The organism is Idiomarina sp. PL1-037 (assembly GCF_034422975.1).
Classification (GTDB): Bacteria; Pseudomonadota; Gammaproteobacteria; order Enterobacterales; family Alteromonadaceae; genus Idiomarina.
In genome coordinates, this window is sequence record NZ_CP139873.1 from 879,344 (window position 1) to 901,916 (window position 22,573).

Sequence of the window (22,573 nt, forward strand, 5' to 3'; positions counted from 1 at the left end):
GTCTAATATTTTCCTGAGTTTAACTGCTGACCTCCTCATCTGATGCACAAAATTAAGGCTACGACCAAAGTCCAATTCCCCTTGTTAATAATTCCATTTACATTTGTTATCGATCAAAAACAAAAATGTTGAACAACTGGAGGGGACGTTATGGCATTCGAAAGTGAATCCCATGCCAAAGCCTATTGGAAAGAAAACCTCAGCTTGATGCTCAAGCTGCTAATTGTATGGTTTGTCGTTTCCTATGGCTTTGGAATTATATTGGTGGATGTGCTTAACGAAATCACTTTCTTCGGCTTTAAGCTGGGATTCTGGTTCGCACAGCAAGGCTCCATTCTGACATTCATCGTGCTTATCTTCATTTATGTGAGAGGCATGGCCGCGTTAGATAACAAATACAATGTACACGAGGACTAAGGCGCTATGGATATTCAAACGCTCACCTTTATAATCGTCGGCCTGACTTTCGCGCTATACATAGGTATTGCGATTTGGTCACGTGCCGGCTCAACGAATGACTTTTACGTAGCAAGCGGCGGGGTTAACCCTATTGCCAATGGTATGGCAACGGCCGCTGACTGGATGTCAGCTGCTTCTTTTATTTCAATGGCGGGTATCGTAGCCTTTGCCGGTTATGACGGCTCTGTTTACCTGATGGGCTGGACTGGAGGCTATGTCTTATTGGCTATGTGTCTTGCTCCTTACTTGCGTAAGTTTGGGAAATTCACCGTGCCAGACTTCATCGGGGATCGCTATTATTCTCAAACGGCACGTACTATTGCCGTCATCTGTGCCATTTTGATCTGCTTTACTTATATTGCAGGGCAAATGCGAGGCGTCGGTGTCGTATTCTCTCGTTTCCTGGAAGTTGACATTGCAACTGGCGTTATCATTGGTGCCATAATTGTTTTCTTTTATACCGTATTGGGTGGTATGAAAGGCATAACTTACACTCAGGTAGCTCAATATGTAGTATTGATGTTTGCCTACATTGTGCCTGCGGTATTCTTGTCGTTAATGATGACGGGTCACGTACTGCCTCAAACGGGTTTTGGTGCCACCATAGCCGATGGCGTTCCCGGCTCCGGACAGTTCCTACTTGAACGACTGGATGGATTATCGACCGAGCTAGGTTTTGCCGAATACACCGAAGGTGTTCGCAGTAAAGTCGATGTGTTCTTCATTACTGCTGCACTGATGGTCGGTACCGCTGGGTTACCACACGTTATAGTACGCTTCTTTACGGTGCCGAAAGTGCGTGATGCACGCCGTTCAGCTTTTTGGGCTCTGACGTTCATTTCAGTCGTTTACCTAACAGCTCCGACTATTGCTTCGTTTGCTAAAGTTAACATTTTCAACACAATCAACGGACCAGACCTACAAGGTGTTGAATACGATAACGCGCCAAGCTGGATTAAAAACTGGGAAAAAACCGGTTTGATCACTTGGGAAGACAACAATAACGACGGCAAAATGTTCTATTCAGGCGATGAGCGCAACGAAATGACCATTGATCGTGACATCATGGTATTGGCGAATCCAGAAATTGGTGATTTGCCGGCTTGGGTTGTTGCATTGGTTGCTGCAGGTGGTGTTGCCGCTGCACTTTCCACTTCCGCAGGTCTTTTACTGGTTATATCAACCTCCGTTTCCCATGATTTACTGAAACGAAATTTGGCGCCGAATATCACCGATAAACAAGAGTTGTTCTACGCCAGGGTTGCAGCTGCGACTGCAATTATCATTTCAGTTTACTTTGGTATATACCCGCCCGGCTTCGTGGCGCAGGTGGTCGCCTTTGCCTTCGGTTTAGCCGCAGCAAGCTTCTTCCCTGCGATAATCATGGGGGTATTCCATAAGCGTATGAACCGTGCAGGAGCAATAGCTGGTATGGTTGTGGGTATACTGTTTACCTTCTGCTATATAGTGTACTTCAAGTTCGTTGCTCCTGAACTCAATACTCAAGAAAACTGGTTATTCGGAATTTCCCCAGAGGGTATCGGTACCTTAGGCATGATCATCAACTTTGTTGTTGCAGTTGTCGTGCATAAGTTTACTGGTGACGCTCCGGAAGAAATTCAGGAACTGGTTGAGTCCATACGGTATCCAAAAGGGTCTGGTGAAGCTAAGTCCCACTAACGAGATATACCTCAATTGAAGCCCAGCCCTGTGCTGGGCTTTTTATTGACTAACTCAAGTTAATACACAAAACTGAAATCTGCTTCTTTATAAATTAGGATTAGCCATGGAAGTTAATTCATTTCTACAAGACTGCCCTCCTTTTGACACCTTATCTGAAGAGCAAAGAAGCTGGGTTGTATCGCAAATGCAGTCCGTTTATATGAATGACCAGAACTGCAACGATATATTAAAAGACATGAGGCCAGCGCTGTTTATCGTGCGTTCAGGTGTTTTTGATTTACGAGGAGCCGACGGACGACTGATAGAGCGTTTGGAGAACGGCGATTTGTTTGGCTACCCGTCTTTGCTATCAGGCCGCGAAGTGGTTAATAAATTGCAGGCGATAGAAGACGGTATTGTGTACGTGTTGCCACAGTCGGCGTTTGATTGTCTTCGTAATGCATCAAAACCTTTCGAACAATACTTTATAAGAGCCCATGGCCAACGTTTATTAACAGAACAAAAAAGTGATGATGGCACCGATAGTGACTGGAGCGAGCAGACTGTCGGCAGTGTTGTGTCTATGCCCCCGGTAAGTTTATCCAGCAGCACATCGGTACAAGAAGCGGCTAAGCTAATGGCTAGCCATGGAATATCGTCTGTTTTGGTCGTTGATGACACCCAGTTGGTCGGCATTTTAACGGACAGAGACTTAAGAAACAGGGTAGTGGCTGAAGGCTTACCGCTGGATGTGCGCGTTTCTGCGGTAATGACACAACTGCCTGAATCGGTTTACGAAAATCGCTCATTAATGGATGCGTTAACCACTATGACCTCCAGTAATATTCATCACTTACCGGTGGTTAATGACCAGAACCAACCCGTAGGGATGGTGACGGCAACGGATTTAATTCGTCAGCAACGTAGTGATCCTGTCTTTCTTATTAGTGCCATTCGTAAGGCAAGTAGTAAATCTCAATTAATAGAAGAAGCTCAAAAACTTCCGGAGTATTTGCAGACCTTTGCCAGCCGCGTGAAGCAAACATCTGTTTTAGGGCGGCTTATGGCATCCGTTACTGACGGTATGACACGTCAGCTTATACAGCTGTATGAACAGGAAAACGGTGCGGCGCCAGCCGCTTATAGCTGGTTAGCATTTGGCTCGCAGGGCAGGGAAGATCAAACCTTAAGCTCAGACCAGGACAACGGCCTTTTGCTCAGCAATGGTTTGTCCGATAAGCAAAAAGACTGGTTTGCCGGTTTAGGAGATTACGTCTGTGAGGGGCTAAATGAGTGTGGTATCCCATCCTGTCCGGGGAATATTATGGCATCCAACCCGGAGTGCAGGGGGACTATAGACCAATGGAAGGAGCGTTTCCGGGGCTGGATTGAAAGCCCGACACCAAAGGCACTCATGTATTGTCAGATATTTTTTGACAGCAGGCCGGTTGTTGGCCCGGGTAAGTTTTATCAAGAATACCGCGAGCAGATTGCGAGTTTAGCGAAGAACGAGATGTTCCTGGGAAATTTAGCTATTCTGGTTAACCGCATAGCCGTACCTTTGGGTTTGTTTAACCGCTTGCGCACAGAAGGTACCGATGACGGCGATACCATAAATATAAAACGTTACGGCATTGCGTTAATTAATGACATTGCGCGTATTTACTCATTGCAGGCCGGAATCACGTCACCAGGCACTGCTGCACGTTTAAACGCACTAAAAGGCAGCCGTTTGTTAAATCGTCGCGATAATCAGTCACTGCTGGAAGCCTGGGAATTTTTGACGCAACTCAGGTTGAACCATCAGTTAAAAGTATGGGGCAGCGAAAAACCAAAGAATGCCATAGACCCTGACGAGCTGAGTACGCTTTCAAGACGCCAGTTAAAGACCGCTTTTAAAATTATAAAGGAAGCCCAACAAGGCGTTGGTCTGAAGTTTAGCCGGCAAGGATACTAATTATGTCTCAATGGCTGCAAAAACTGGCTCATTGGTACGACAGGCGACAGAAGTTAAAACAGCCGTGGCGAAGCCTGCGATACGTCGCGCTCGACATTGAGAGCACCGGGCTGGATCCGAAAAAACATCAGATTTTATCGATTGCCTGGATGAGCATTCATCCACCCGTGATGCACCTGGGGAATGCCCAGTATCATGTTTTCGCTCACGGACAAGAGCTTGAACTCGGGCAAAGCCCGACCATTCATGGTTTAACCAGGCAAGATTTTTTGCACAGCTCTGAGCCTAAACAAACCTTTGCTATGTTAAGCCGAGCTTTAAATGATGCCGTGTTAGTTTGTCACCACAAAGGTATGGACTGGCGTTTCCTGAAACATATAGAAGCGCAGTACGGTATAACTTTTAAACCCCTGGCTATATTCGACACCTTAGCGTTCGAAAAACATAAGCTTGAACGCAACCCTCATCAACCTATCCACGGCGGTCAGCTGACTCTTAGCGCCTGTCGTAAACGCTACAACCTACCTGATTATAACGTCCATCATGCCCTAACCGATACCGTTGCCTGTGCTGAGCTTTTTTTGGCGCAGTGTTACGGATTTAGCGTGTCTAAAACGCCTTTAAATTTGTTAATAAAAAGTATTGGTTAATTCATTAAAATCAACATTTTACAATCAGTAAACATATGTATTTTTTATAGATACACTCGTTAATTCTTTTAATAAAAAAGAATACTTAATAGTCGTTAAGGTTAATTGTTGAGCAGTCAGTTGCAGTGCTATAAGAAAAGACTCAAGTACCTATTGAAATGAACTCCTTACAGCGTTAAAAGGTTGTTACCGAAAACGGGTGGTCGAACAATTAGTAGTCAGGCTACCATCGGTTTCAGGTTGCTTTCGCCAATCAAGCAACTTAAAAATAATGTTCCAGGGAGTAATTTAAATGAATACTAATACCTTCCGTAAAAGCGTAACGGCCTTAGCTGTTACTGCTACGCTAGGCTTTCCTGCATTTGTTGCAGCACAAGACTCAGGCGCTAACGATGTTGAGCGAATTCAGGTTACAGGTTCGCGTATCAAGCGCACCGACATGGAAACCGCAAGTCCGGTTTCTGTATTCGACGCCGAAGCTATTGAAGCTTCTGGTTTTACCACTATGGAAAAATTTATCCATAACCTGCCTTCAATGAACGGCGCTTATAATGGCTCGAACGTTAACAATGGTTCGGGTGGCTATGCGTCTGCTAACCTTCGTGGTTTAGGCGGTGCTAGAACGCTAATCCTTATCAACGGTCGCCGTTATGCATCAGGTGATTTGAATGCTATTCCTATGGCTATGGTCAAGCGTGTAGAAGTTTTGCGTGACGGAGCTTCCACTATATACGGTTCTGACGCCATTGCCGGTGTCATTAACTTTATTACCAAGACAGACTTTGAAGGTGCAGAATTCAGCGCACAGTACGACTTGACCGGTGAAGGCGACGGTGAAACGACTAAGCTTTCAGGCGTTATTGGTACCTCAAGTGGCAAAGGTAGTGTTGTTCTGGGCCTTGAATACCAAAACCGTAACTCTATAGGGCAGGCTGATCGTGATTTTTCACGCATTCCTTTAAACGAAAGAAATGGCGAAATCGTTGCGGGTGGTTCAGCTGTTATTCCTCAAGGTAACTGGTCTGCAACTGATGAGAACTCGGATTACAACTCAGGTAGCTACGTACTCGACTCTGAGACTGGTGAAGTACGCCCATACAACGGTCAGAAAGACGCGTATAATTTTGCAAATTCATCGTATTTGGTTTCGCCTCAAGAACTATTTACCATTAACGCAGCAGCAAACTACGAGATAAACCGAGATCTACGAGTATTCTTAGAAGGTGGTTACGCGAATCGTCAATCGGATCAATTGATGGCTCCAACCGGCACTTTCTGGGGAGCTGAAGTTGGTGCTGAACATCCGAATAACCCGATTGATGAAGACGTCGTAATCTACCGTCGCTTTGAAGAGACCGGTGGACGTAACTATACACAAGACTTTTCTGACTACCGGATGGTCGCGGGCTTTGAAGGTTACTTAGATAACGGCTGGTCATGGGATGTTTCTTATAACTATGCACGTTATGTAAATACCAGCATTGATTATGGCCGTGCTAACCGCACTCGTTTTACAAACTTGTTAAACGAAGATCTTTGTAGCGCAGACGAGAGCTGTCCGGGCCTTTGGAACCCCTTTAACGCTGGTTCTTTAAGTGACGAAATGATGGACTACGCGTTAGTCGAAAACTCTCCTGTCACGCGCGGCACTACAAAACAGTTTATGGCTAACTTAACTGGCGATACAGGTAGTTGGTCTCTGCCTGCTGGCTCTGTAGCTTGGGCTGCGGGTGTTGAGAAACGCTGGGAAGAGTACCAGAATCAACCTGACGGTGCGGCTTCCATAGGCCAAATTTACAACGTAACAGGTATCGCTTCTGAGGGTTCTTATAATGTTGAGGAAATGTACTTAGAAGCCGATATCCCATTACTGCGTGATCTGCCTGGAGTTCAGTCACTGGACTTGTCAGCAGCGGTTAGGCGTTCTGACTATAACTTCTTAGATGCACAAACAACAACCAAGTTTGGACTTGAGTACGTACCAAAAGATGGGCTGCTAGTACGCGCAACGGTAGCAGAAGGCTTCCGTGCACCAACTATCGACGATCTGAATAGCCCTCAAGTGACATCTTATTCAAGTTATGCAGATCCTTGTATTGAATATGGGAATAGCAGTAACGAAATATTGAAAGCTAACTGTAAGTCAGAAGGCTTGTCAGAAGACTTCAACTTGGATAATAACCAGGCTGCAACTTTCCTTTCTGGAAATGAAAACCTGAAAGCTGAAACATCTGACAGTTTGACTTTGGGTGTCGTTTATCAACCAGAGTTCATGGACAACCTGAACATCGCCGTTGATTACTACGACATTGAAATTGAAGATGGTATTGGTGCGCCTAGCACGAGCTTCATCGTTAATCAGTGTTATACAAGCGAAGACTTCTCGGCAACGGCCTGTGATTCTATTTTGGGTCCGGACGCGGTTGATACTGCAGCTCTTAGTGGTTCGGATTACCGCGATGCACAAGGCTACATTTCGGGCGTAAATGCGATTACTCAGAACATTTCTACCTTTGAGACGTCGGGTGTCGATTTTGATGTTAACTGGAATGATACTGTAGCAAATGGCTTGTTAACACTGCGCCTAGACGGTACATACCTAAAAGACTATAGTTATCAGGTTCAAGAAGGTGCCGAGCCATTAGAGTTAGCAGGAAAGTTTGGTGCCGATACTAATTTAGCTGGTCGAATTGCCGCTTTCTCGAAATGGCGCACCAATTTCACTGCGTCTTATAAAGTGGACGAGGTTGCCGTTAGCTGGACCTCACGCTTCCAGTCCGGAGTCGATGATATTAACTACGACAGCAGTAACGTAAGCAGCTCTGTTGGTAGCTATATCTATCACGATATGCAGGCTTCGTACTTCTTTAACCCAGAAACGACCTTTACTTTAGGTATTCGTAATGTGTTTGATAAGCAACCTCCATACGTTACTAATAACAATAGTATGAATACGCTGAACACTTCTTACGATACCGCGGGTCAATACTGGTATGCACGTGTTGGCTTCCGCTTCTAATAGTCTTTTTAGAGCGTAATAAAACAGCAGCCCGGCTCTTTGAGCCGGGCTTTTTTGTGGTAGCATGAAAGTATCGTTGTAGTAGTACTGGAGTGTATAACAATGAAAACAACAAAAAATCCGTGGAGTGACTATTGGCAAAAAGGCGCAAAAGCCAGCTTTTTAGACGATAAAGCCCGCTTGCAAGCCTATCAAATGCGTAAATTCTGGTTTGAACGCATGGATGAAAATGAGCTGAAGCAACCAATTGTGGACGTAGGTACCGGAAACGGTATTGTCGTGCATTGGTTAACGGAATACTCGGAAGAAAAAGGTAAAAAGCTGGATGTGCTGGGAGTCGATTCAGCCGAGCTCAAGCCCTTTAATGACGCACTGAAGCTACACGCCGAAACTCCCTATGAAACTTTTAAGTTGCCATCGAATAAGAAAGTGGGCACTTTTGTTTCTCATTTCGGCCTTGAATACGGTGATATGCAAACCGGGCTTAAAAATTTGCATCTGCAACTTAAGCGAGGAGGGAATGTTATTGCCTTAGTGCATTCGACCGATTCAAACATTTATAAAAACAGCAAAGCCTTGTTTGAGTTTATCCCCTCGGTGCTTAAACAACTGAAGAAATCGGTAACGCCGCTTCAGGAAGCCGTGTTAAAACATGGTCCCAATAATTTGCCAAAATCCGCGCTGCAGGAACAACACAACCTAAACCAATTCGCAAAAAAATATGAGCGATACGGCGCTTTCCAGGCGATGAACTTTGTTCCTGCAACAAAACATGCGTTGCAGGCCGCGGCGCAAGGAAAGCCTGATGAGTCGCACCGAGTGCTGTCGGGTTACATTAATGCGATAAATGAACACAAAGCTCGGTTGGTTAGTTTGCTAAAAGCAACAGAGCAATTAGGTGATACAGCTAACACTACAGCGCTTTTTGAAAGCGCGGGTTTTAAAAAGGTAAGGGTACAGACCGTCGCGTTTCCTGAAACTGGAGTTGTTGGTAGTTGTGTTCAGGCCTCTAAATGAAAAAATAACAAGGCTCATTTCGAGCCTTGTTTAACAACCACCAAACAATAACAACAAATTTCACACTAAAAGTTTACAACTCTATAACTTCCTGATAGATTCTAAACAGCTTCAAAAAAATGAAGCGATATAATAAAAACGTTCCAGGGAGTTTTTACTCATGAAAAATATGACATTTCGCAAAAGCTTAACGGCAGCAGCAGTAGCTGCGTCTTTAGGTTTTCCTGCATTAGCGGTTGCGCAAGACGCGCAAAATGATGTGAGTGCAGAAGAGCAAGTAGAACGAATTCAAGTAACAGGTTCTCGTATCCGTCGTGCCGATATCGAAGGCGCTAACCCTGTTTCAGTTTTCACAAGCGCTGACTTGGAAAAAGTTGGTATCACAGACGTTGGTGACTTTATACAAAGAATGCCTGCGATGTCTGGTTCACCAATTGGTACCACAACCAACAACGGTGGTAGCGGTGCTGTTACGGTAAACCTTCGAGGTCTAGGTAGCGCTCGTACTCTAACGTTAGTCAACGGTCGTCGTACTGTTGACGGTGGTGACTTCCAGACAATTCCAGCTTCAATGATTGAACGTATTGAAGTACTTAAAGACGGTGCTTCAGCTGTATATGGCGCAGATGCTGTTGCCGGCGTTGTTAACGTCATTACTAAGAAAAGCGTTCAGGGCGTTGAAGTCAACTTTAATTATCGCACCTCTACAGAAACAGAAAATGACCGTGAACGTACTTTGAGTATCGTTACTGGCCGCGAGTTTGCTGACGGTGATTTCGTGTTTGGTGTGGATATCACTGAACAGTCTCCTGTTTATCAGGGCGACACAGATTTTAATATTTTTCAGAACCCGTATGCTGGCCTAGACGGATCTTCAGTTGCGCAAAATGGTCCTACAGCGACAGGTCCTAATGCTAACGCGATACTGCTAGGCTCTGGTTCTGTACCATGTGGTCAAGTAATCACCCCTTCTGGCAATTATATTTTGGAGGCATGTCAAGATGGTGAGGGTAGCTATGAATCTTGGGATGGTGCTGGTTATGTTGCATCTCGTGATGACTTCCGCGAGTACGTAGGTTCAGGTCCTGGTAACGATACATATAACTATGCACCAGTAAACTACATTCAAACGCCGTACACAAAAATTAACGTTTTCTCAAATGGCTCCTTTAAAGTTGCAGATGACGTTGAAGCGTACACTGAATTACGCGTTAATAAGCGTGAATCAGAGCAGATGTTAGCGTCAACGCCATATGACACAGCGTTTAATCCAGCGTTTTCTCCAAATATTGCTGTTTCTCCAGACAACTACTATAACCCATTTGACGAAGATGTGACTCGTGTTCGCCGTCGTGTTTTAGAAGTTGACCGTGGCTTTACTCAGGATGTTCTGCAGGGACAAGCGGTACTAGGTCTCCGGGGCTATTTGACAGATACTTGGAGCTTTGACGTAAACTATAACTATGGTTATAGAACGCGTACCGATATTGACACTGGTCAGTTTGTTGGCTCGCGTCTTGAAAAAGCTTTAGGCCCATCGTTTGAAGATGCTGATGGAAATATCGTTTGTGGTACTCCAGGAAGCGTTGTTGATGGCTGTGTACCAATGAACTTATTCGGCGGTAATGGCTCAATTACCCCAGATATGCTTGATTATGTTGGTGTAACGTTGTCAGACCACTATAGAAGCCAGCTAGATACCTTTAATGCGTCAGTCTCTGGTGACTTATTTGAATTACCTGCAGGTTGGGCCGGTGCAGCATTCGGTTACGAATATCGTCGGAACTGGTACTCATATTCACCAGACTCAGGTAAGGCACAAGGTACAGTAACTGGTAATACAGGTGGCGGAACCGAGGGTAGTATTGTTGTTAACTCATTATTCGGTGAGGTTGCTTTACCGCTACTATCGGGTGCACCTTTAGCTGAAATTTTAGAAGCTGATGTTGGCTTCCGCTACGATGACTTTAGTACCTTCGGTAGTGAAACAACTTTCCAGGCAGGTCTTCGCTGGCAGCCAGTTGACGGTTTGTTAGTACGTGGTACTTACGGTGAAGTGTTCCGTGCACCGACTATCAGTGACTTATACAGCCCACAAGTTGATAGTTTCCCTTCAGGATCTGATCCTTGTCGTGCAACTAACTGGGGTGAGTTGAGCGGTGATCAGCAAGCTAACTGTGTAGCCCAAGGCGTGCCTCAAGGTGGTCATGGTAATGACGACTCTCAGTTGCGCGCTAAAGTTGGTGGTAATGAAGAATTGCAACCCGAAAGCGGTGACACAACTACTATCGGTTTAGCATGGTCCCCTGAATTTGCTGACGGCTTTAATGTTACTTTAGACTGGTACAAAATCGACATTGAAAACGTTATCGATTCAGTTTCAGCGCAAAATACACTAAACGGTTGTGTTAATGGTGTTCAATACTTATGTGACCTAGTTACTCGCCGAGACAACGGCACACTTCAGCAGGTTGTTGCTCTGCCACAGAACTTAACTTCTCGCGTAGCGGAAGGTATAGATGCGGAATTTGAATACAATTTTTCAACAGAAATTGGTGAGTTCCGTGCATTCTTAGGCTGGACTCATGTGTTGAAACGTGAAAACACTGTTGTTAACGAGTTTGGTAACTTAGAGACTGTTGATTTGGCCGGTACTTATGACCAACAATATACGACTTCGACTTATGCTGAAGACAAAGCTAACTTTACGTTAGACTGGTTCTGGGAAGATATTACAGTTTCGTATGCTGCCGAATACATCGGTGGACTGGACTATGAGTTCCTTTACGTACCTCAACCGTCTACAGTTGACTCTCAGATGTATCATGATTTGTCAGTAGCTTATGATAGTGAGTGGGGAACTCGCTTCTCTATCGGTCTTACTAATATCACTGATGAAGAACCTCCATACATTGATGGTGCTTTGAACGGTTCAACCGATCCGTCAACCTATCGTGTTCTTGGACGCGGTGCCTTCTTCCGTGTAAGCCACACTTTCTAAGTTGATTGTTTTGTGAAACAAAGCCCAGCACTAGCTGGGCTTTTTGTTTTAGTTTTGCAAGGAAAACCGGACACTGGCTTTAATTTGGCTCCAAACATGCTGTTTGCGAGGCAGTGGACACGAAAGACGATCGATAAACACCTGGTAACTGCCTAATACGGTTTATCGGAGGCGCTGTAAGCCAGCAGCGATAAGGGCTCGATGCTAGCGTTCAGGAAAGCGCGTAAGCTAGTATGGTCAGTCGGCATTAAAATTCAATAAAGTTATTCCTGAGAATTTTTTTGCTACACTTAAAAACCCGGTTACCCGGGAGCAGACATGTTCAAGCTCCTACGAGTCGATGGCAGCTCTATTTGATTTTATCGAGTTTTTTACAATGCCAAAAAGCGTCATTCCCTTACAAGCGGCGTATCGCCAGCTAACTTTGAAAATCTACACACTGTCTAGCTAAAGCTTGGAAGTCCTAACACCTTAATAAGAAGTTTAATTTAACATTATATTGACATTTACCTTTCTTGCGTAGAAAATCTTTGAAGGGTAAGTAATTACCCTGGAACAAATTATTATAATAATATTCAGGGAGACTAGAATGGCAAACCAGTCAATTTTAGCGAAAACCATTAGACAAGCACTAATGGTTAGCGTTGGTTCTGCTCTTATTGTCGGAAGCCCAATGGCTTTGGCGCAAGAAACAGAACAAGAGCAAAATCAAGAAGCTGAGCAACAAGACGTGGAACGTTTGCAGGTCGTCGGTTCGAGAATTCGTTCAGACGGTTTGGAAAGTGCAACTCCAATTGACGTTATCAGTGCAGATATAGCCGCTGACCAAGGTCTAGATACCTTAGGTGACCTATTAAGAACGGCAACTGTTGCAAGTGGTTCTAACCAGCTTACTGCAGCAATGAGTGTGGGCAACGTAACAGAAGGCGGTGCAGGTAACGAGTCAATCTCGATGCGTGGCTTAGGTGCTAACCGTACACTGGTTCTGTTAAACGGTCGTCGTGCTGGCCCTGCGGGTACTCGTGGTCAGGTACAAGCGTTTGACTTGAACTCACTACCGGTGTCGGCAATTGAGCGTGTTGAAATCTTAAAAGACGGTGCATCATCTCTGTATGGCTCAGATGCTGTGGCTGGTGTTATTAATATAATTACTAAAAAAGGTGACGATTCCAGCGTCAACGTTAATATTAACCAACCTACAGAAAGCGGCGGTGAAAATTATCGCCTGAATGGTACTTTTGGGCGTTCATTTGATAAAGGCTCATTCCGTGTTGTTGCTGACTATGGTCTACAACAGGAACTAGCACGCGGCGATCGTGAACACTTTGATTGCGGACAGCGTTATTACTTCGATCCGGAAAGTGGTGAGCGCGCGGACCCTATCGATCCGCGGACAGGTGATTATCATTGTAATGACACGCCTTATGGTATGTGGGTGTGGGATTACGGTGCAGAGAACTACTTAGGTCAAATCGTTTCTTATGATTATGATGGCGAACACGCTGCCGCAGGTCGTGAAACTTTTGACCCACAAAACCCAGGTGATATCGGTGTCCCTGAAGGTTGGTATCCAGTTAATTACGACAAAGAGTCAGATGGCTGGTTAGACGCCTCACACCCTTTCCAGGATGCTGAAACAATGTATCCGGAAACTGAAACTTGGTCTTTATACTTACAGGGTGATTACGACATTACTGATACTGCATCTATGTATGGGGAGTTTTTGCATAGTCGCCGTGAAACGATCATCAACACATACCGCCAATTCTGGGAACCCTTCATTCCGGCATGGGCAGGAATTGTGCCTGGTTGGGAAGGGAACATTGCGTTGGATCCTACAGCAGTAACGGATCACTCTGGTAATGTCACAGACATCGAATACACCCGTGGGGTTATTGGTGTTGAGGGTAGCTTGGGCTTCTGGAACTGGGATGTATCATTCCAGCGCAGTTTGAATAGCGGCACCTACAAAACTAAGCTCATCTACCAAGACGCATTAGAAATGGCAGCTGGAGCTATTACTGGTGGTCCTTGTGAAGGTGAAGTGTCCCCTATTTCTGGTCGCCCGTGTTACGAAGTTCCGTTTTTCGATCCTGAATATGTCAGAGGTAATTTCGATCAAGGTACTCGAGATTTCTTGTTTGGTACTGAGATGGGTAAAACTACTTACAAACAAGACACTTTAGATGCCTATATTACTGGTGACTTATTCGATTGGTCAGCGGGTACTGTTGCAACAGCAGTTGGCTTGAGCTATCAAACTGATGAAATCATTGATACTCCGGGAGAAACGACTTTAGCAAGTAACTCTTGGGGCATGTCCAGTTCAGGTATTACTGCTGGTCGTTCAACGACCAAGGCAGTATACGGCGAAATTCAAGTTCCATTATTGCGTGATCTGCCGTTTGTTGAATCTCTAACAACTACCGGGTCAGCACGCTGGACTGATGTGAACACTTATGGGAATGATACAACTTACAAGCTGAGCTTAAACTGGGTTATTGGTGAGGGCTTCCGAGCTCGTGCGTCACGTGGTACGTCGTTCCGTTCACCAGCCTTATATGAACTGTATTTAGGTGACCAGTCGGCGTTCTTTGATCAGCGTAGCGATCCGTGCTGGAATTGGGCGTTAGCTGAAGAGCAGGGAACGATTAACCCAACGGTGCTTGAGAACTGTCAAGCTGATGGGATCCCAGGAGATTATGCTCAAGACTTTGGTTCTGGAACATCGTACACTGGTGGCGGGGCTGGTAAACTGGAAGCTGAAACTTCAGTATCTGAAGGATTTGGTTTGGTATGGTCTAGCAGTGATAATTCAATTGCTACATCAGTAGACTATTATCAAATAGAAATTAACGGCCAAGTAGATGATGTTACGGGGGTTGATATTCTTAACCTATGTTATTCATCTGAAAACTTCGAGAACGAACCGTTTTGTGACATGTTTGATCGTAATGATGGATCTGAGACAGGTAACTGGGGTATCGACGCTGTTTACGGTGGTTATGTAAACGTTGCGCGTCAATATGTTCGCGGAGTTGATCTTGTTGCAAGTTATAATGACCAGACTCCAATTGGTGAATTACGTGTCCATTTAGATCACACGATTCAACTAGAGCGCTCATATAAGCAGTTCCCTGATAGTGAAGAGTTACAATATGTCGGTCGTTTAGGTAATCCTAAGCACTCAGGTACTTTAACAACTACCTTAAGCCGAGATGACTGGGACTTTAACTGGGCTATGCGTTATTACGATTCAGTTTCAAATTACCATTTGTATACTCGTGGTAACTTAACAACTTATCGTGGTGAAGATGTCGAATTTGTGGCTGATGCACCGTCTACTTTCTACCACACATTCTCTGCTGGCCGTCAGTTTGATAGCGGTTTGAATGTGTTATTAGGCGTTGCGAATGCCTTTGACAAGACACCTCCTATGGGAAGTCCTGCTGCGTCAACTGTTACTGGAAACGCAATGCTCTATTCACAGTATGACCAATTAGGTCGACGTATATTCTTAAATGTGGGTTATGACTTTTAAGAGTTAACGAAAGCCTTAAGCTATTGAAGCCCCCTTTTGGGGGCTTTTTGTTAATGAAGAGATGAGTTAATAATGAAAAAGTTAATTGCCTTAATTTTTGTTGTTACGTTTACTGTTCAAGCTGAGTCAGTAAAGGAAAGTGTTCTTGACAATTATGCAAAGCATGCTCAGTTTATGAATATAAAGATATCACCGTCTGGTAAGTTCCTGGCGGCAACAAGCCGTAATAAAGACGGTCAAGTTGTACTGACAGTTTTGGATATTGAAAATAGAGAAGTTTTATCTATTACAAAGGGCCAAACTCAGTCAATTTCATCATTCAACTGGGTGAATGATGAACGTATTCTTATGACAATGGCGCGGGAAGTCGGATCTTTGGAGGCACCCATTCCTACGGGGGAAGTTTTCGCTATGGATGCAGATGGCGGAAATCAAAAAATACTGACTGGTTGGCGCTCCGACGGACTTAAGCGTTATGCTCAAATTATAGACTTGCTCCCCGAAGAGCCAGATCAGGTTATGATTTATGGTATTGCTAAAAATTCTAGCGAGCCATTTATTGATCTCTTTAGGCTCAAAGTTGACAGCGGACGAACACGTCCGGCTGGTCGTATTCCGTTGCGCTGGTATCCAAGCACAAACGTTCAAGTGTTACTTGACGATGAAGGTGTATCCAGATTAGCTCTTGGTGTTGACCCAGAGGCACGTAATGAAAGTGTCATTATGGTTCGTGACGGCGCTAATGAGGATTGGAGAGAAGTTGCTCGCTATAAGGCTGAAGGGGGAAGCTTTAATCCTATTAACGTAACTCCAAACGGTAAGAAAGTTGTTGGTTTAAGTGATACTGAGACAGATACAAAAGCCTTAGCGACTATGGACTTGAAATTTGGTGAAGTCGACGTTATTGCGGAGCATCCTGCGACTGACCTTATGCCGATAATGAGCCTCAAGAATGGCAGAAGTAATGAGCTAGTGGGTGGTGCATACGAATATGATGGTATTGAAGTGGTTTTGTTTGAAGGCGTTGAAGACAGAAACTTTCAAAATGTTATTCAATCACTGAGTAAGGCATTTCCAAATACTAGTGTAGCAGTTAATTCCGCTACCACTGATAACTCTATAATGGTTTTAACGGTGAGCTCGGCGAATCACCCTACAGAGTTTTATCTTTTTGACGCTGAGCAAAAAGCGCTATCGTTAATTACTCAGTCAAAACCTTGGCTCGATAAAGCCGAAATTCCGCAAACTCAAATCATCAGTTATAAGAGCCGCGATGGGTTGACAATAAAAGCATTGTTAACCCTACCTAAGAATAAAGGAGCCAAAGATTTACCGCTAATCCTTTTGCCTCATGGGGGGCCTCATGGCATTCGAGATAGTTTAACGGGTATGGATGCGGATGCTAAAGTTTTAGCAGAGCACGGATATGCAGTGTTACAACCTAATTTCAGAGGTTCGGGTGGCTACGGCCAGGAGTTTCTGAAAGCCGGCTATAAACACTGGGGCACGACCATGATTAATGATATGACCGACGGTGTTATGCATTTGGTTGATAAAGGTATTGCAGACAAAAGTCGTATGTGTGTTTATGGAGCCTCATATGGTGGTTATGCAGCGTTAATGGCGGTTATTCGTGAGCCTGACCTATACAAGTGTACAGTAGGTTTTGTTGGCGTTTATGATTTGAACCTAATGTTTGAACAAGGGGATATTTCTGAAGCCGATGCTGGTCAAAATTATTTAAGCATGGTACTTCCAGTAGAAAAGGAAGAAAGAGAGATGCAGTCTCCGCTGCATCAACTCGACAAGTTGAAGGTTCCGGTGTTTATAATTCATGGAGGAAAAGATGTTCGCGTTCCTATTGAACATGCACATAGGCTACGGAAGGCGCTGGACGAAAAAGATCACCCATACGAGTGGCTCGTAAAAGAAAAAGAAGCACATGGGTTTTATAAACCCGAAAATAATATTGAACGATGGAAAAAAATGTTGAATTTTTTTGATAAATACTTGCATTAGCAGCGCGAGTTTTTTCAAAAGGAAATCCTAGCTCAGAGTCTTCGAGATAGGATTTCCCCTAAACCTTCCCCCAAACCAGCCGATAACAACACATAAGCTCTATCATTAAAGGTCAGGCTATGTTTTATCGGGTGCTCATTCTTTGTTTCTCACTACCATTTTTCTTGTTGTCAGGCTCAGCAGCGGCGCATGCTAATAACCCCCACGAAGCTATCGGCGACGACTTAGCGGAGCAGCTCGCGAGTCAGCTTTCGCACGACAATCGGTCTCACTATGGGTCTAATATTGGGGTAACTCGCTGGGTGCTGGCAGAAACGCTTGAGCAGCCGCAAGCGGGTGACTCGTTAAACGAACTAAGTCATCAGTTGAGTGAGAGCATCTATGCGCATCTTAAAGAGCGTAATTTAAGCCTGGTTGAATTTCGTGCTCAATCTTACATCTCTGTCGCAGAAGAGGGAGCTACGCTGCTTTCCCGAAACGTAGATGAGCTTGAACAACATCCTGAAATTGACTGGGTTCTGGTGGGAACTCTGTCTCGTAAGGATGCCGGAACCATGGTTAATTTGCGTATTGTCGACCGTCGTAATCAAGAAGTGTTAGCCGCGGCTAACCGCTATGTTCCTAAGCATTTGTATTGGCCAAATAAACAAACTGAGCTAGTTAACGGTCGTTTACAGCGTCATTAAAAAGAGGCACAGCCATGAAGTTATCCATTTTTGTTAGTTTTACTGCGTTGTTTCTGGGTGCTTGCACTGTGTTGCCGGCTAAGCAGGAAGTGGCGCAGACTGAAGTAAGCGACGAAGAGAAAGCGGCAGCAGAAGAAATTTATACTCAGCCATACAGTGCCAGGTATAGCGCCGAACTTGCTGAACAACTGGTTGAGAATGCCAGTATTCGGTTAAATAGCGCGAAGGTGGGTATAACCAATTTAGTTGGGGTAACTGGTCAATATGACAAAAGCTCACCGTTAAGTATGGTGCTGTCAGAGCAATTGGTGCAGGAGCTACACAGTCGTGAGTTAAGCGTTCTCGACTTTAAAGCGACTGACTTTATTCGGGTGACTCCAAAAGGTGACTTTGCCTTAACTCGTGACTATCTGGAACTGGATGAGATCATGCCAATTACTCATGTATTGGTCGGTACTTTGTCTCATCACCGGGACGGCGTTATGGCTAGCGCCCGGCTAGTGAATATCAATACTAAAGAAGTGGCCAGTGTGGCTCAGGTATTTCTTCCGGCTCACGTAGTTCAGCAATTAAGCGAAGATCATGGCAAGCCGGTTATTAGAAAAGCTCCGTAAGTAATTAGATTCCCGAGTTAGGCTAATTAAATTATAAAAGCTTTGTCACATACTGAGTAAAATATAAAGGCAGAACAAAGTGCTTTTTCTCAGTAACGGGTGAGCTTTGAGTTCCTGTCAGCTTTATCGTTTTTTCTGGTTGGCACTTGTTAATGTATGACTGAAGAGAGCGTGCTTTTGTTCGGCGGCCGCTTTTAACCTCTACGGGAATGACGTTGCCAACGTTGTCGCTGAGCAAAAACTCTATTTCTGAACGTGCGTCATTCCAGGAAAAACTCGGCTCAATGCCTAGAGCTGAAAGCTCCTGTGCGACGAAGTTTTCAGCAATATATCCTTTGTACTGGTAACTTTGCTGTTTTATTTCTTTGTAACCTGTATTTAGCATGTGGTTGAGTAAACCGACATCAAACAAGAAAAGTTTTACTCGGTTCTCTTTTTGGTAAGCTGCTAGTGGTGACTTGGCTTGTCCTTCTATCGGAAAGTTTTTTAATACCAACCGGCATTTGTGCAACCAGCTTATAGCGCCTTCAAAGTCAGAGTAACGAGACTTTTTGTCGAAAACGTCTTTAAATCTAAATCGCTTTACCGACTCATCCCGAACGGCTGAAAGTTGCGCCGGAATGCTACTAAACACAGACTCAATGAGTTGAGCATTGGTTTTTCCTGAATATTTACCAAAGTCGCGTAAGTAACCATTAACGAGGTTTTCATGTAGCTCAGAAACCGCTTCTGTTTTACTAACGATGCTTTCTTCTGAGTTTGCAAACCAGCGAGACACTGCTTCGGGCATGCCGCCAGTGAAGTAATAGTCAGTTAGTTTGTGAAACAGCTGTTTGTGCGCTGCTGTTGAGTCTAATTGCTTTTCAAAGGCTTTAATTAATGGGGTTTCCCCAGATGCCCAAAGAAACTCCTGGAAGGTCAAAGGTTGCAGGTTGTGCTGTTCGACTTTACCTACAGGAAAGGAAGTTAATAACCCGATATTTGATCCGCTGGCCGTGACGAACATGTTGGGGGCTTTTTCGGCAAAGTACTTCAGCGACGTGACCGCTCGGGGGCACTCACCAATTTCGTCTAAAATAAGCAAATCGGAATGAGCGTTAAACTCTTTGCCAGTAATGAGTTCTATGTTTGACAGCACATCTTCTGGGGTTAAAGAGTCCTCAAATGCATCAGCCAGTTCAGGGCTTTCTAAAAAGTCGATACGGATGACATTTTTAAAGTGTTGACCCAAAAGCTCTTTCAGCAAATAGGTTTTACCGGTTTGGCGAGCCCCGTCTATAAGTAAAGGTTTTCGTTGCGCCTTGTTCTTCCATGCAAGCAGTTTTTCAAGGAGTACTCTTTGCATATAGCGACCCTTAATGTAGCCATTAACAGCCGCTATTACACTTTATTGTGCGTAAAAGTGCAAGTTTTAACGTTTTTATGCGCATAAAAGTGATTAATAACGCGTTTTTATGCGCATAAAAGTGTTATTTTAACTGAACTTCCAATTCACTTATAAACTCACGAATGCGTTCAGCATTTTTACCAACGTCGCTGCGCCCCACACGTGACTTACTGCGAATATCTAACTGGCTACCATCTGCTGTACTGCGAACTCTTATCACTACGTCGTCTTTAAAACCAAACCAGGTAGTGGTTGCCGTAGCCTCAATTCTGCCTTCTGTTTCTGAGCTTTCCACTAACTCCCAGGCCATTTTATCCACGGCCAACAATGCAGCCGAGAAGAGTTCATTCGGTGACTCCAGTGACTCGTAAGTTCTTAACTCAGGGTAAGCCTGACGCTGTTGTTTCGCTGTTTCTTCTCCGGCATATTCAACCGGATTGGGTGCATCTGCACGCAGCGGCGCAATGGCCTCAAACTCAGGCGGGTTTTGTGTGTCGGTTGTTATGTCGTGAATGGCAGGGACATTCTGCGCTTTCAGGTACTGACTGAAGGGCATGTAAAAGGCAACCCCTCCCGCAATAATGGCTAAACCACTAAGGCCAGCAACCAGCCCTTGCGGGCGGCGAATAAAGTACCAGATAATGTTAAGCACGAAGGTTGCTGCACCAATATAAGCAGCCCAGCGCAGCAATAAGAATGCTGTGCCTAGCTCTGCTGTTCCGCTTTTGTATAAAGGCCCTGATATAGCAAGCAGCACGACAGATAATAAACCCAGAAGAATAAATAAACCGTGTAACGCTTTCATAAAGACACCCTTAAAGTCATGTTGCCTGCTATTACGTCACTACATTGGGTTTGGGTCAACGATAATTTTATTATCAACTCTTACATTAGAGAAGAATAACGTAGAAACTTGACAATAGCCTAGATGCTATATACCTTTAAAGCTATAAACATGGAAGCTTAAATGAGAAAATATATGTGGCAGGTCAGAACAACGGATGTGTTCGACAATTGGTATAACGCTTTAGATAGTACTGATCGGAAAAATGTACTGGCATACATGATATTGCTGAGAACGAAGGGACCAATGCTTAATCGCCCTTATGCTGATAAGGTGAAAGGCTCTTGCCACCATAATATGAAAGAGCTTCGAGTTCAGAGCAAAGGTAATCCGATAAGAGTGTTTTTTGCGTTTGATCCTGTCCGGGATGCCGTTTTGCTATGTGCAGGTGAAAAGACAGGTAACGAAAAACGATTTTATAAAGAAATGATACCGGTAGCTGACAAAGAGTTTTCAAAGCACCTGGACGATTTAATGAGAGGTAATTGAAATGGCCAGAACATTAGAGCAAATACTTGAAACAGAAAATAAGGATATTGTAGCCAATGCAGAAGCTAAAGCAGAGGCTATGCTGCTTGATATCCATTTAGCTGAAGTTCGTATGCTTATGAAAAAAACGCAAAATGATATGGCTAAAGCGCTGGGCGTTAAACAGCCCACTATAGCTAAGATGGAAAAGTCGGGCCGTGACGTAAAGCTCTCAAGTCTAAAGCGTTATATTGAAGCTGGCGGCGGTAAAGTGCGTTTGGATATTGAGCTACCAGATGGCCAGCATCATGGATTTGAAATTTAAAGTATAAAGGGGGGGTATATTGTTGGCAATTCATAAGATTAGCGATTTCTAACACTATTTAGTTGCCAATTATAATCAGTATAGCGGATATTACTATTCTGCTTGAGCTTTTGTTGCTCAGTAACGGTGTCGGCGATTGCATCGCCGTAACGCGTTAGATAGTCTCGAAGCCCGTCAAAATCCTCCCGGTACCAGTCAAAAATCTTCGACAGATAAATGCCTTTATCATCAATACCGTTTTTATCGCGGTCGCTTAAAAAAGTGACCATCTGATCTTCTAGTTGAGTCTCCAGACTTTCACCGGTAAAGGCTTCCGCGCGCAGTTTAGGGCAGCTTACTGCTGCGCAGACTAATGCGGCATGTATGCGGGGCTTGTCAAAGTCGCCCCGAATTTTTTCGTGCTCAACCCAATCCAAAGTACGTTTTTCACCTAGTAGCGTAACAAACGACTTCTCCCACGGGCTAGAAAACAGCCCGCCTAAATCGCGAATAGAATCAGCCTCGCCGGACTCAAATTTATCGATATTGTCGATAATAAGCTGCAGGGTGAAACCGTTGTATGCATTGATTAAAAAGGCCAGTTGCTGCTCCTGCGTCCAGCTTTCATACTGCTCCGTCTCAACTGCTGACAGCGAGGCGAGATAATTGTCCAGCGGCTTTCTGTTTTGAGCTAACTCAGGGTAATTAACCGCAGACTTTAAACCGTTGTTATAGACTGTAACGTGCTCACTTAAAACATCGCTGAAAGCGGCATGAGACTGATCAAATGACTGTGCAGCTGCCGCCATTTGAAAAACTAAGCCTAAAATAAAGAGTATCGCTCGCATTACATGTTCCTGTCTTCGGGTTACTATGTTTTCTACTCTTTGATTGTAGGGCATTAATTTAAAAACAGATCATCAATCTTGAAACGATTCTGCGTAA

The 22,573-nt window shown here is 44.4% G+C and carries 16 protein-coding genes; 13 read left to right on the forward strand and 3 right to left on the reverse strand.

Going from position 1 to position 22,573, the window contains the following annotated elements:
- Window positions 1-150: 150 nt before the first annotated feature.
- The 11 genes from U0358_RS03970 (at window position 151) to U0358_RS04020 (ending at window position 18,625) form a co-directional block, all read left to right on the forward strand.
- A complete protein-coding gene (locus U0358_RS03970) occupies window positions 151-417 on the forward strand; it encodes a DUF4212 domain-containing protein (RefSeq protein ID WP_011234430.1) in 267 nt (88 codons plus the stop codon).
- Window positions 418-423: 6 nt separating this feature from the next.
- Window positions 424-2,139: a sodium:solute symporter family protein gene (locus tag U0358_RS03975; RefSeq protein WP_317498831.1), complete on the forward strand. Its 1,716-nt coding sequence runs from the start codon at window positions 424-426 to the stop codon at window positions 2,137-2,139.
- A 106-nt stretch (window positions 2,140-2,245) separates the two neighbouring features.
- Window positions 2,246-4,078, forward strand: coding sequence for a DUF294 nucleotidyltransferase-like domain-containing protein (locus tag U0358_RS03980; RefSeq protein WP_322407142.1), 1,833 nt, complete (start codon window positions 2,246-2,248; stop codon window positions 4,076-4,078).
- Between the two features lie 2 nt (window positions 4,079-4,080).
- Window positions 4,081-4,728, forward strand: a complete 648-nt coding sequence (locus tag U0358_RS03985) for a 3'-5' exonuclease (RefSeq protein WP_322407143.1) — start codon at window positions 4,081-4,083, stop codon at window positions 4,726-4,728.
- A gap of 292 nt (window positions 4,729-5,020) precedes the next feature.
- Window positions 5,021-7,747, forward strand: coding sequence for a TonB-dependent receptor plug domain-containing protein (locus U0358_RS03990; protein ID WP_322407144.1), 2,727 nt, complete (start codon window positions 5,021-5,023; stop codon window positions 7,745-7,747).
- Between the two features lie 102 nt (window positions 7,748-7,849).
- Window positions 7,850-8,764, forward strand: a complete 915-nt coding sequence (locus tag U0358_RS03995) for an SAM-dependent methyltransferase (protein WP_322407145.1) — start codon at window positions 7,850-7,852, stop codon at window positions 8,762-8,764.
- Between the two features lie 160 nt (window positions 8,765-8,924).
- Window positions 8,925-11,765 carry a TonB-dependent receptor plug domain-containing protein gene (locus U0358_RS04000; protein WP_322407146.1) on the forward strand — a complete coding sequence of 947 codons (2,841 nt, stop codon included), beginning with the start codon at window positions 8,925-8,927 and terminating at the stop codon, window positions 11,763-11,765.
- Between the two features lie 589 nt (window positions 11,766-12,354).
- Entirely contained in the window at window positions 12,355-15,306 is a 2,952-nt protein-coding gene (locus U0358_RS04005; RefSeq protein WP_322407147.1) for a TonB-dependent receptor domain-containing protein, read from the forward strand.
- A gap of 72 nt (window positions 15,307-15,378) precedes the next feature.
- Window positions 15,379-17,325 (forward strand): S9 family peptidase, encoded by a 1,947-nt coding sequence (locus U0358_RS04010; protein WP_322407148.1) that lies wholly within the window; start codon window positions 15,379-15,381, stop codon window positions 17,323-17,325.
- A 119-nt stretch (window positions 17,326-17,444) separates the two neighbouring features.
- Window positions 17,445-18,011 carry a FlgO family outer membrane protein gene (locus U0358_RS04015; protein WP_322407149.1) on the forward strand — a complete coding sequence of 189 codons (567 nt, stop codon included), beginning with the start codon at window positions 17,445-17,447 and terminating at the stop codon, window positions 18,009-18,011.
- Between the two features lie 14 nt (window positions 18,012-18,025).
- Window positions 18,026-18,625 (forward strand): FlgO family outer membrane protein, encoded by a 600-nt coding sequence (locus U0358_RS04020; protein WP_322407150.1) that lies wholly within the window; start codon window positions 18,026-18,028, stop codon window positions 18,623-18,625.
- A 31-nt stretch (window positions 18,626-18,656) separates the two neighbouring features.
- Here U0358_RS04020 and U0358_RS04025 read toward each other — a convergent pair whose 3' ends face one another.
- Window positions 18,657-19,970, reverse strand: a complete 1,314-nt coding sequence (locus tag U0358_RS04025) for an ATP-binding protein (RefSeq protein ID WP_322407151.1) — start codon at window positions 19,968-19,970, stop codon at window positions 18,657-18,659.
- Window positions 19,971-20,094: 124 nt separating this feature from the next.
- Window positions 20,095-20,817, reverse strand: a complete 723-nt coding sequence (locus U0358_RS04030) for a DUF1499 domain-containing protein (protein ID WP_322407152.1) — start codon at window positions 20,815-20,817, stop codon at window positions 20,095-20,097.
- Between the two features lie 162 nt (window positions 20,818-20,979).
- On the opposite strand from U0358_RS04030, the gene U0358_RS04035 reads away from it, so the two are divergent.
- Window positions 20,980-21,345: a type II toxin-antitoxin system RelE/ParE family toxin gene (locus U0358_RS04035; protein ID WP_416182996.1), complete on the forward strand. Its 366-nt coding sequence runs from the start codon at window positions 20,980-20,982 to the stop codon at window positions 21,343-21,345.
- 1 nt (window position 21,346) lies between these two features.
- Window positions 21,347-21,649 carry a helix-turn-helix domain-containing protein gene (locus tag U0358_RS04040; protein ID WP_317498453.1) on the forward strand — a complete coding sequence of 101 codons (303 nt, stop codon included), beginning with the start codon at window positions 21,347-21,349 and terminating at the stop codon, window positions 21,647-21,649.
- 38 nt (window positions 21,650-21,687) lie between these two features.
- Here the strand turns inward: U0358_RS04040 and U0358_RS04045 are convergent, their stop codons facing one another.
- Window positions 21,688-22,476 (reverse strand): DUF547 domain-containing protein, encoded by a 789-nt coding sequence (locus U0358_RS04045; protein WP_322407153.1) that lies wholly within the window; start codon window positions 22,474-22,476, stop codon window positions 21,688-21,690.
- Window positions 22,477-22,573: the final 97 nt, after the last annotated feature.

Bases quoted from the DNA above. Each gene is read 5' to 3' on its own strand.
- U0358_RS04040 (WP_317498453.1), top strand. From the start codon at position 21,347: ATGGCCAGAACATTAGAGCAAATACTTGAAACAGAAAATAAGGATATT.
- U0358_RS03995 (WP_322407145.1), top strand. From the start codon at position 7,850: ATGAAAACAACAAAAAATCCGTGGAGTGACTATTGGCAAAAAGGCGCA.
- U0358_RS04045 (WP_322407153.1), bottom strand. From the start codon at position 22,476: ATGCGAGCGATACTCTTTATTTTAGGCTTAGTTTTTCAAATGGCGGCA.
- U0358_RS04015 (WP_322407149.1), top strand. From the start codon at position 17,445: ATGTTTTATCGGGTGCTCATTCTTTGTTTCTCACTACCATTTTTCTTG.
- U0358_RS03980 (WP_322407142.1), top strand. From the start codon at position 2,246: ATGGAAGTTAATTCATTTCTACAAGACTGCCCTCCTTTTGACACCTTA.
- U0358_RS03990 (WP_322407144.1), top strand. From the start codon at position 5,021: ATGAATACTAATACCTTCCGTAAAAGCGTAACGGCCTTAGCTGTTACT.
- U0358_RS04025 (WP_322407151.1), bottom strand. From the start codon at position 19,970: ATGCAAAGAGTACTCCTTGAAAAACTGCTTGCATGGAAGAACAAGGCG.
- U0358_RS04030 (WP_322407152.1), bottom strand. From the start codon at position 20,817: ATGAAAGCGTTACACGGTTTATTTATTCTTCTGGGTTTATTATCTGTC.
- U0358_RS04020 (WP_322407150.1), top strand. From the start codon at position 18,026: ATGAAGTTATCCATTTTTGTTAGTTTTACTGCGTTGTTTCTGGGTGCT.
- U0358_RS04005 (WP_322407147.1), top strand. From the start codon at position 12,355: ATGGCAAACCAGTCAATTTTAGCGAAAACCATTAGACAAGCACTAATG.
- U0358_RS04000 (WP_322407146.1), top strand. From the start codon at position 8,925: ATGAAAAATATGACATTTCGCAAAAGCTTAACGGCAGCAGCAGTAGCT.
- U0358_RS03985 (WP_322407143.1), top strand. From the start codon at position 4,081: ATGTCTCAATGGCTGCAAAAACTGGCTCATTGGTACGACAGGCGACAG.
- U0358_RS04035 (WP_416182996.1), top strand. From the start codon at position 20,980: ATGAGAAAATATATGTGGCAGGTCAGAACAACGGATGTGTTCGACAAT.
- U0358_RS03970 (WP_011234430.1), top strand. From the start codon at position 151: ATGGCATTCGAAAGTGAATCCCATGCCAAAGCCTATTGGAAAGAAAAC.
- U0358_RS03975 (WP_317498831.1), top strand. From the start codon at position 424: ATGGATATTCAAACGCTCACCTTTATAATCGTCGGCCTGACTTTCGCG.
- U0358_RS04010 (WP_322407148.1), top strand. From the start codon at position 15,379: ATGAAAAAGTTAATTGCCTTAATTTTTGTTGTTACGTTTACTGTTCAA.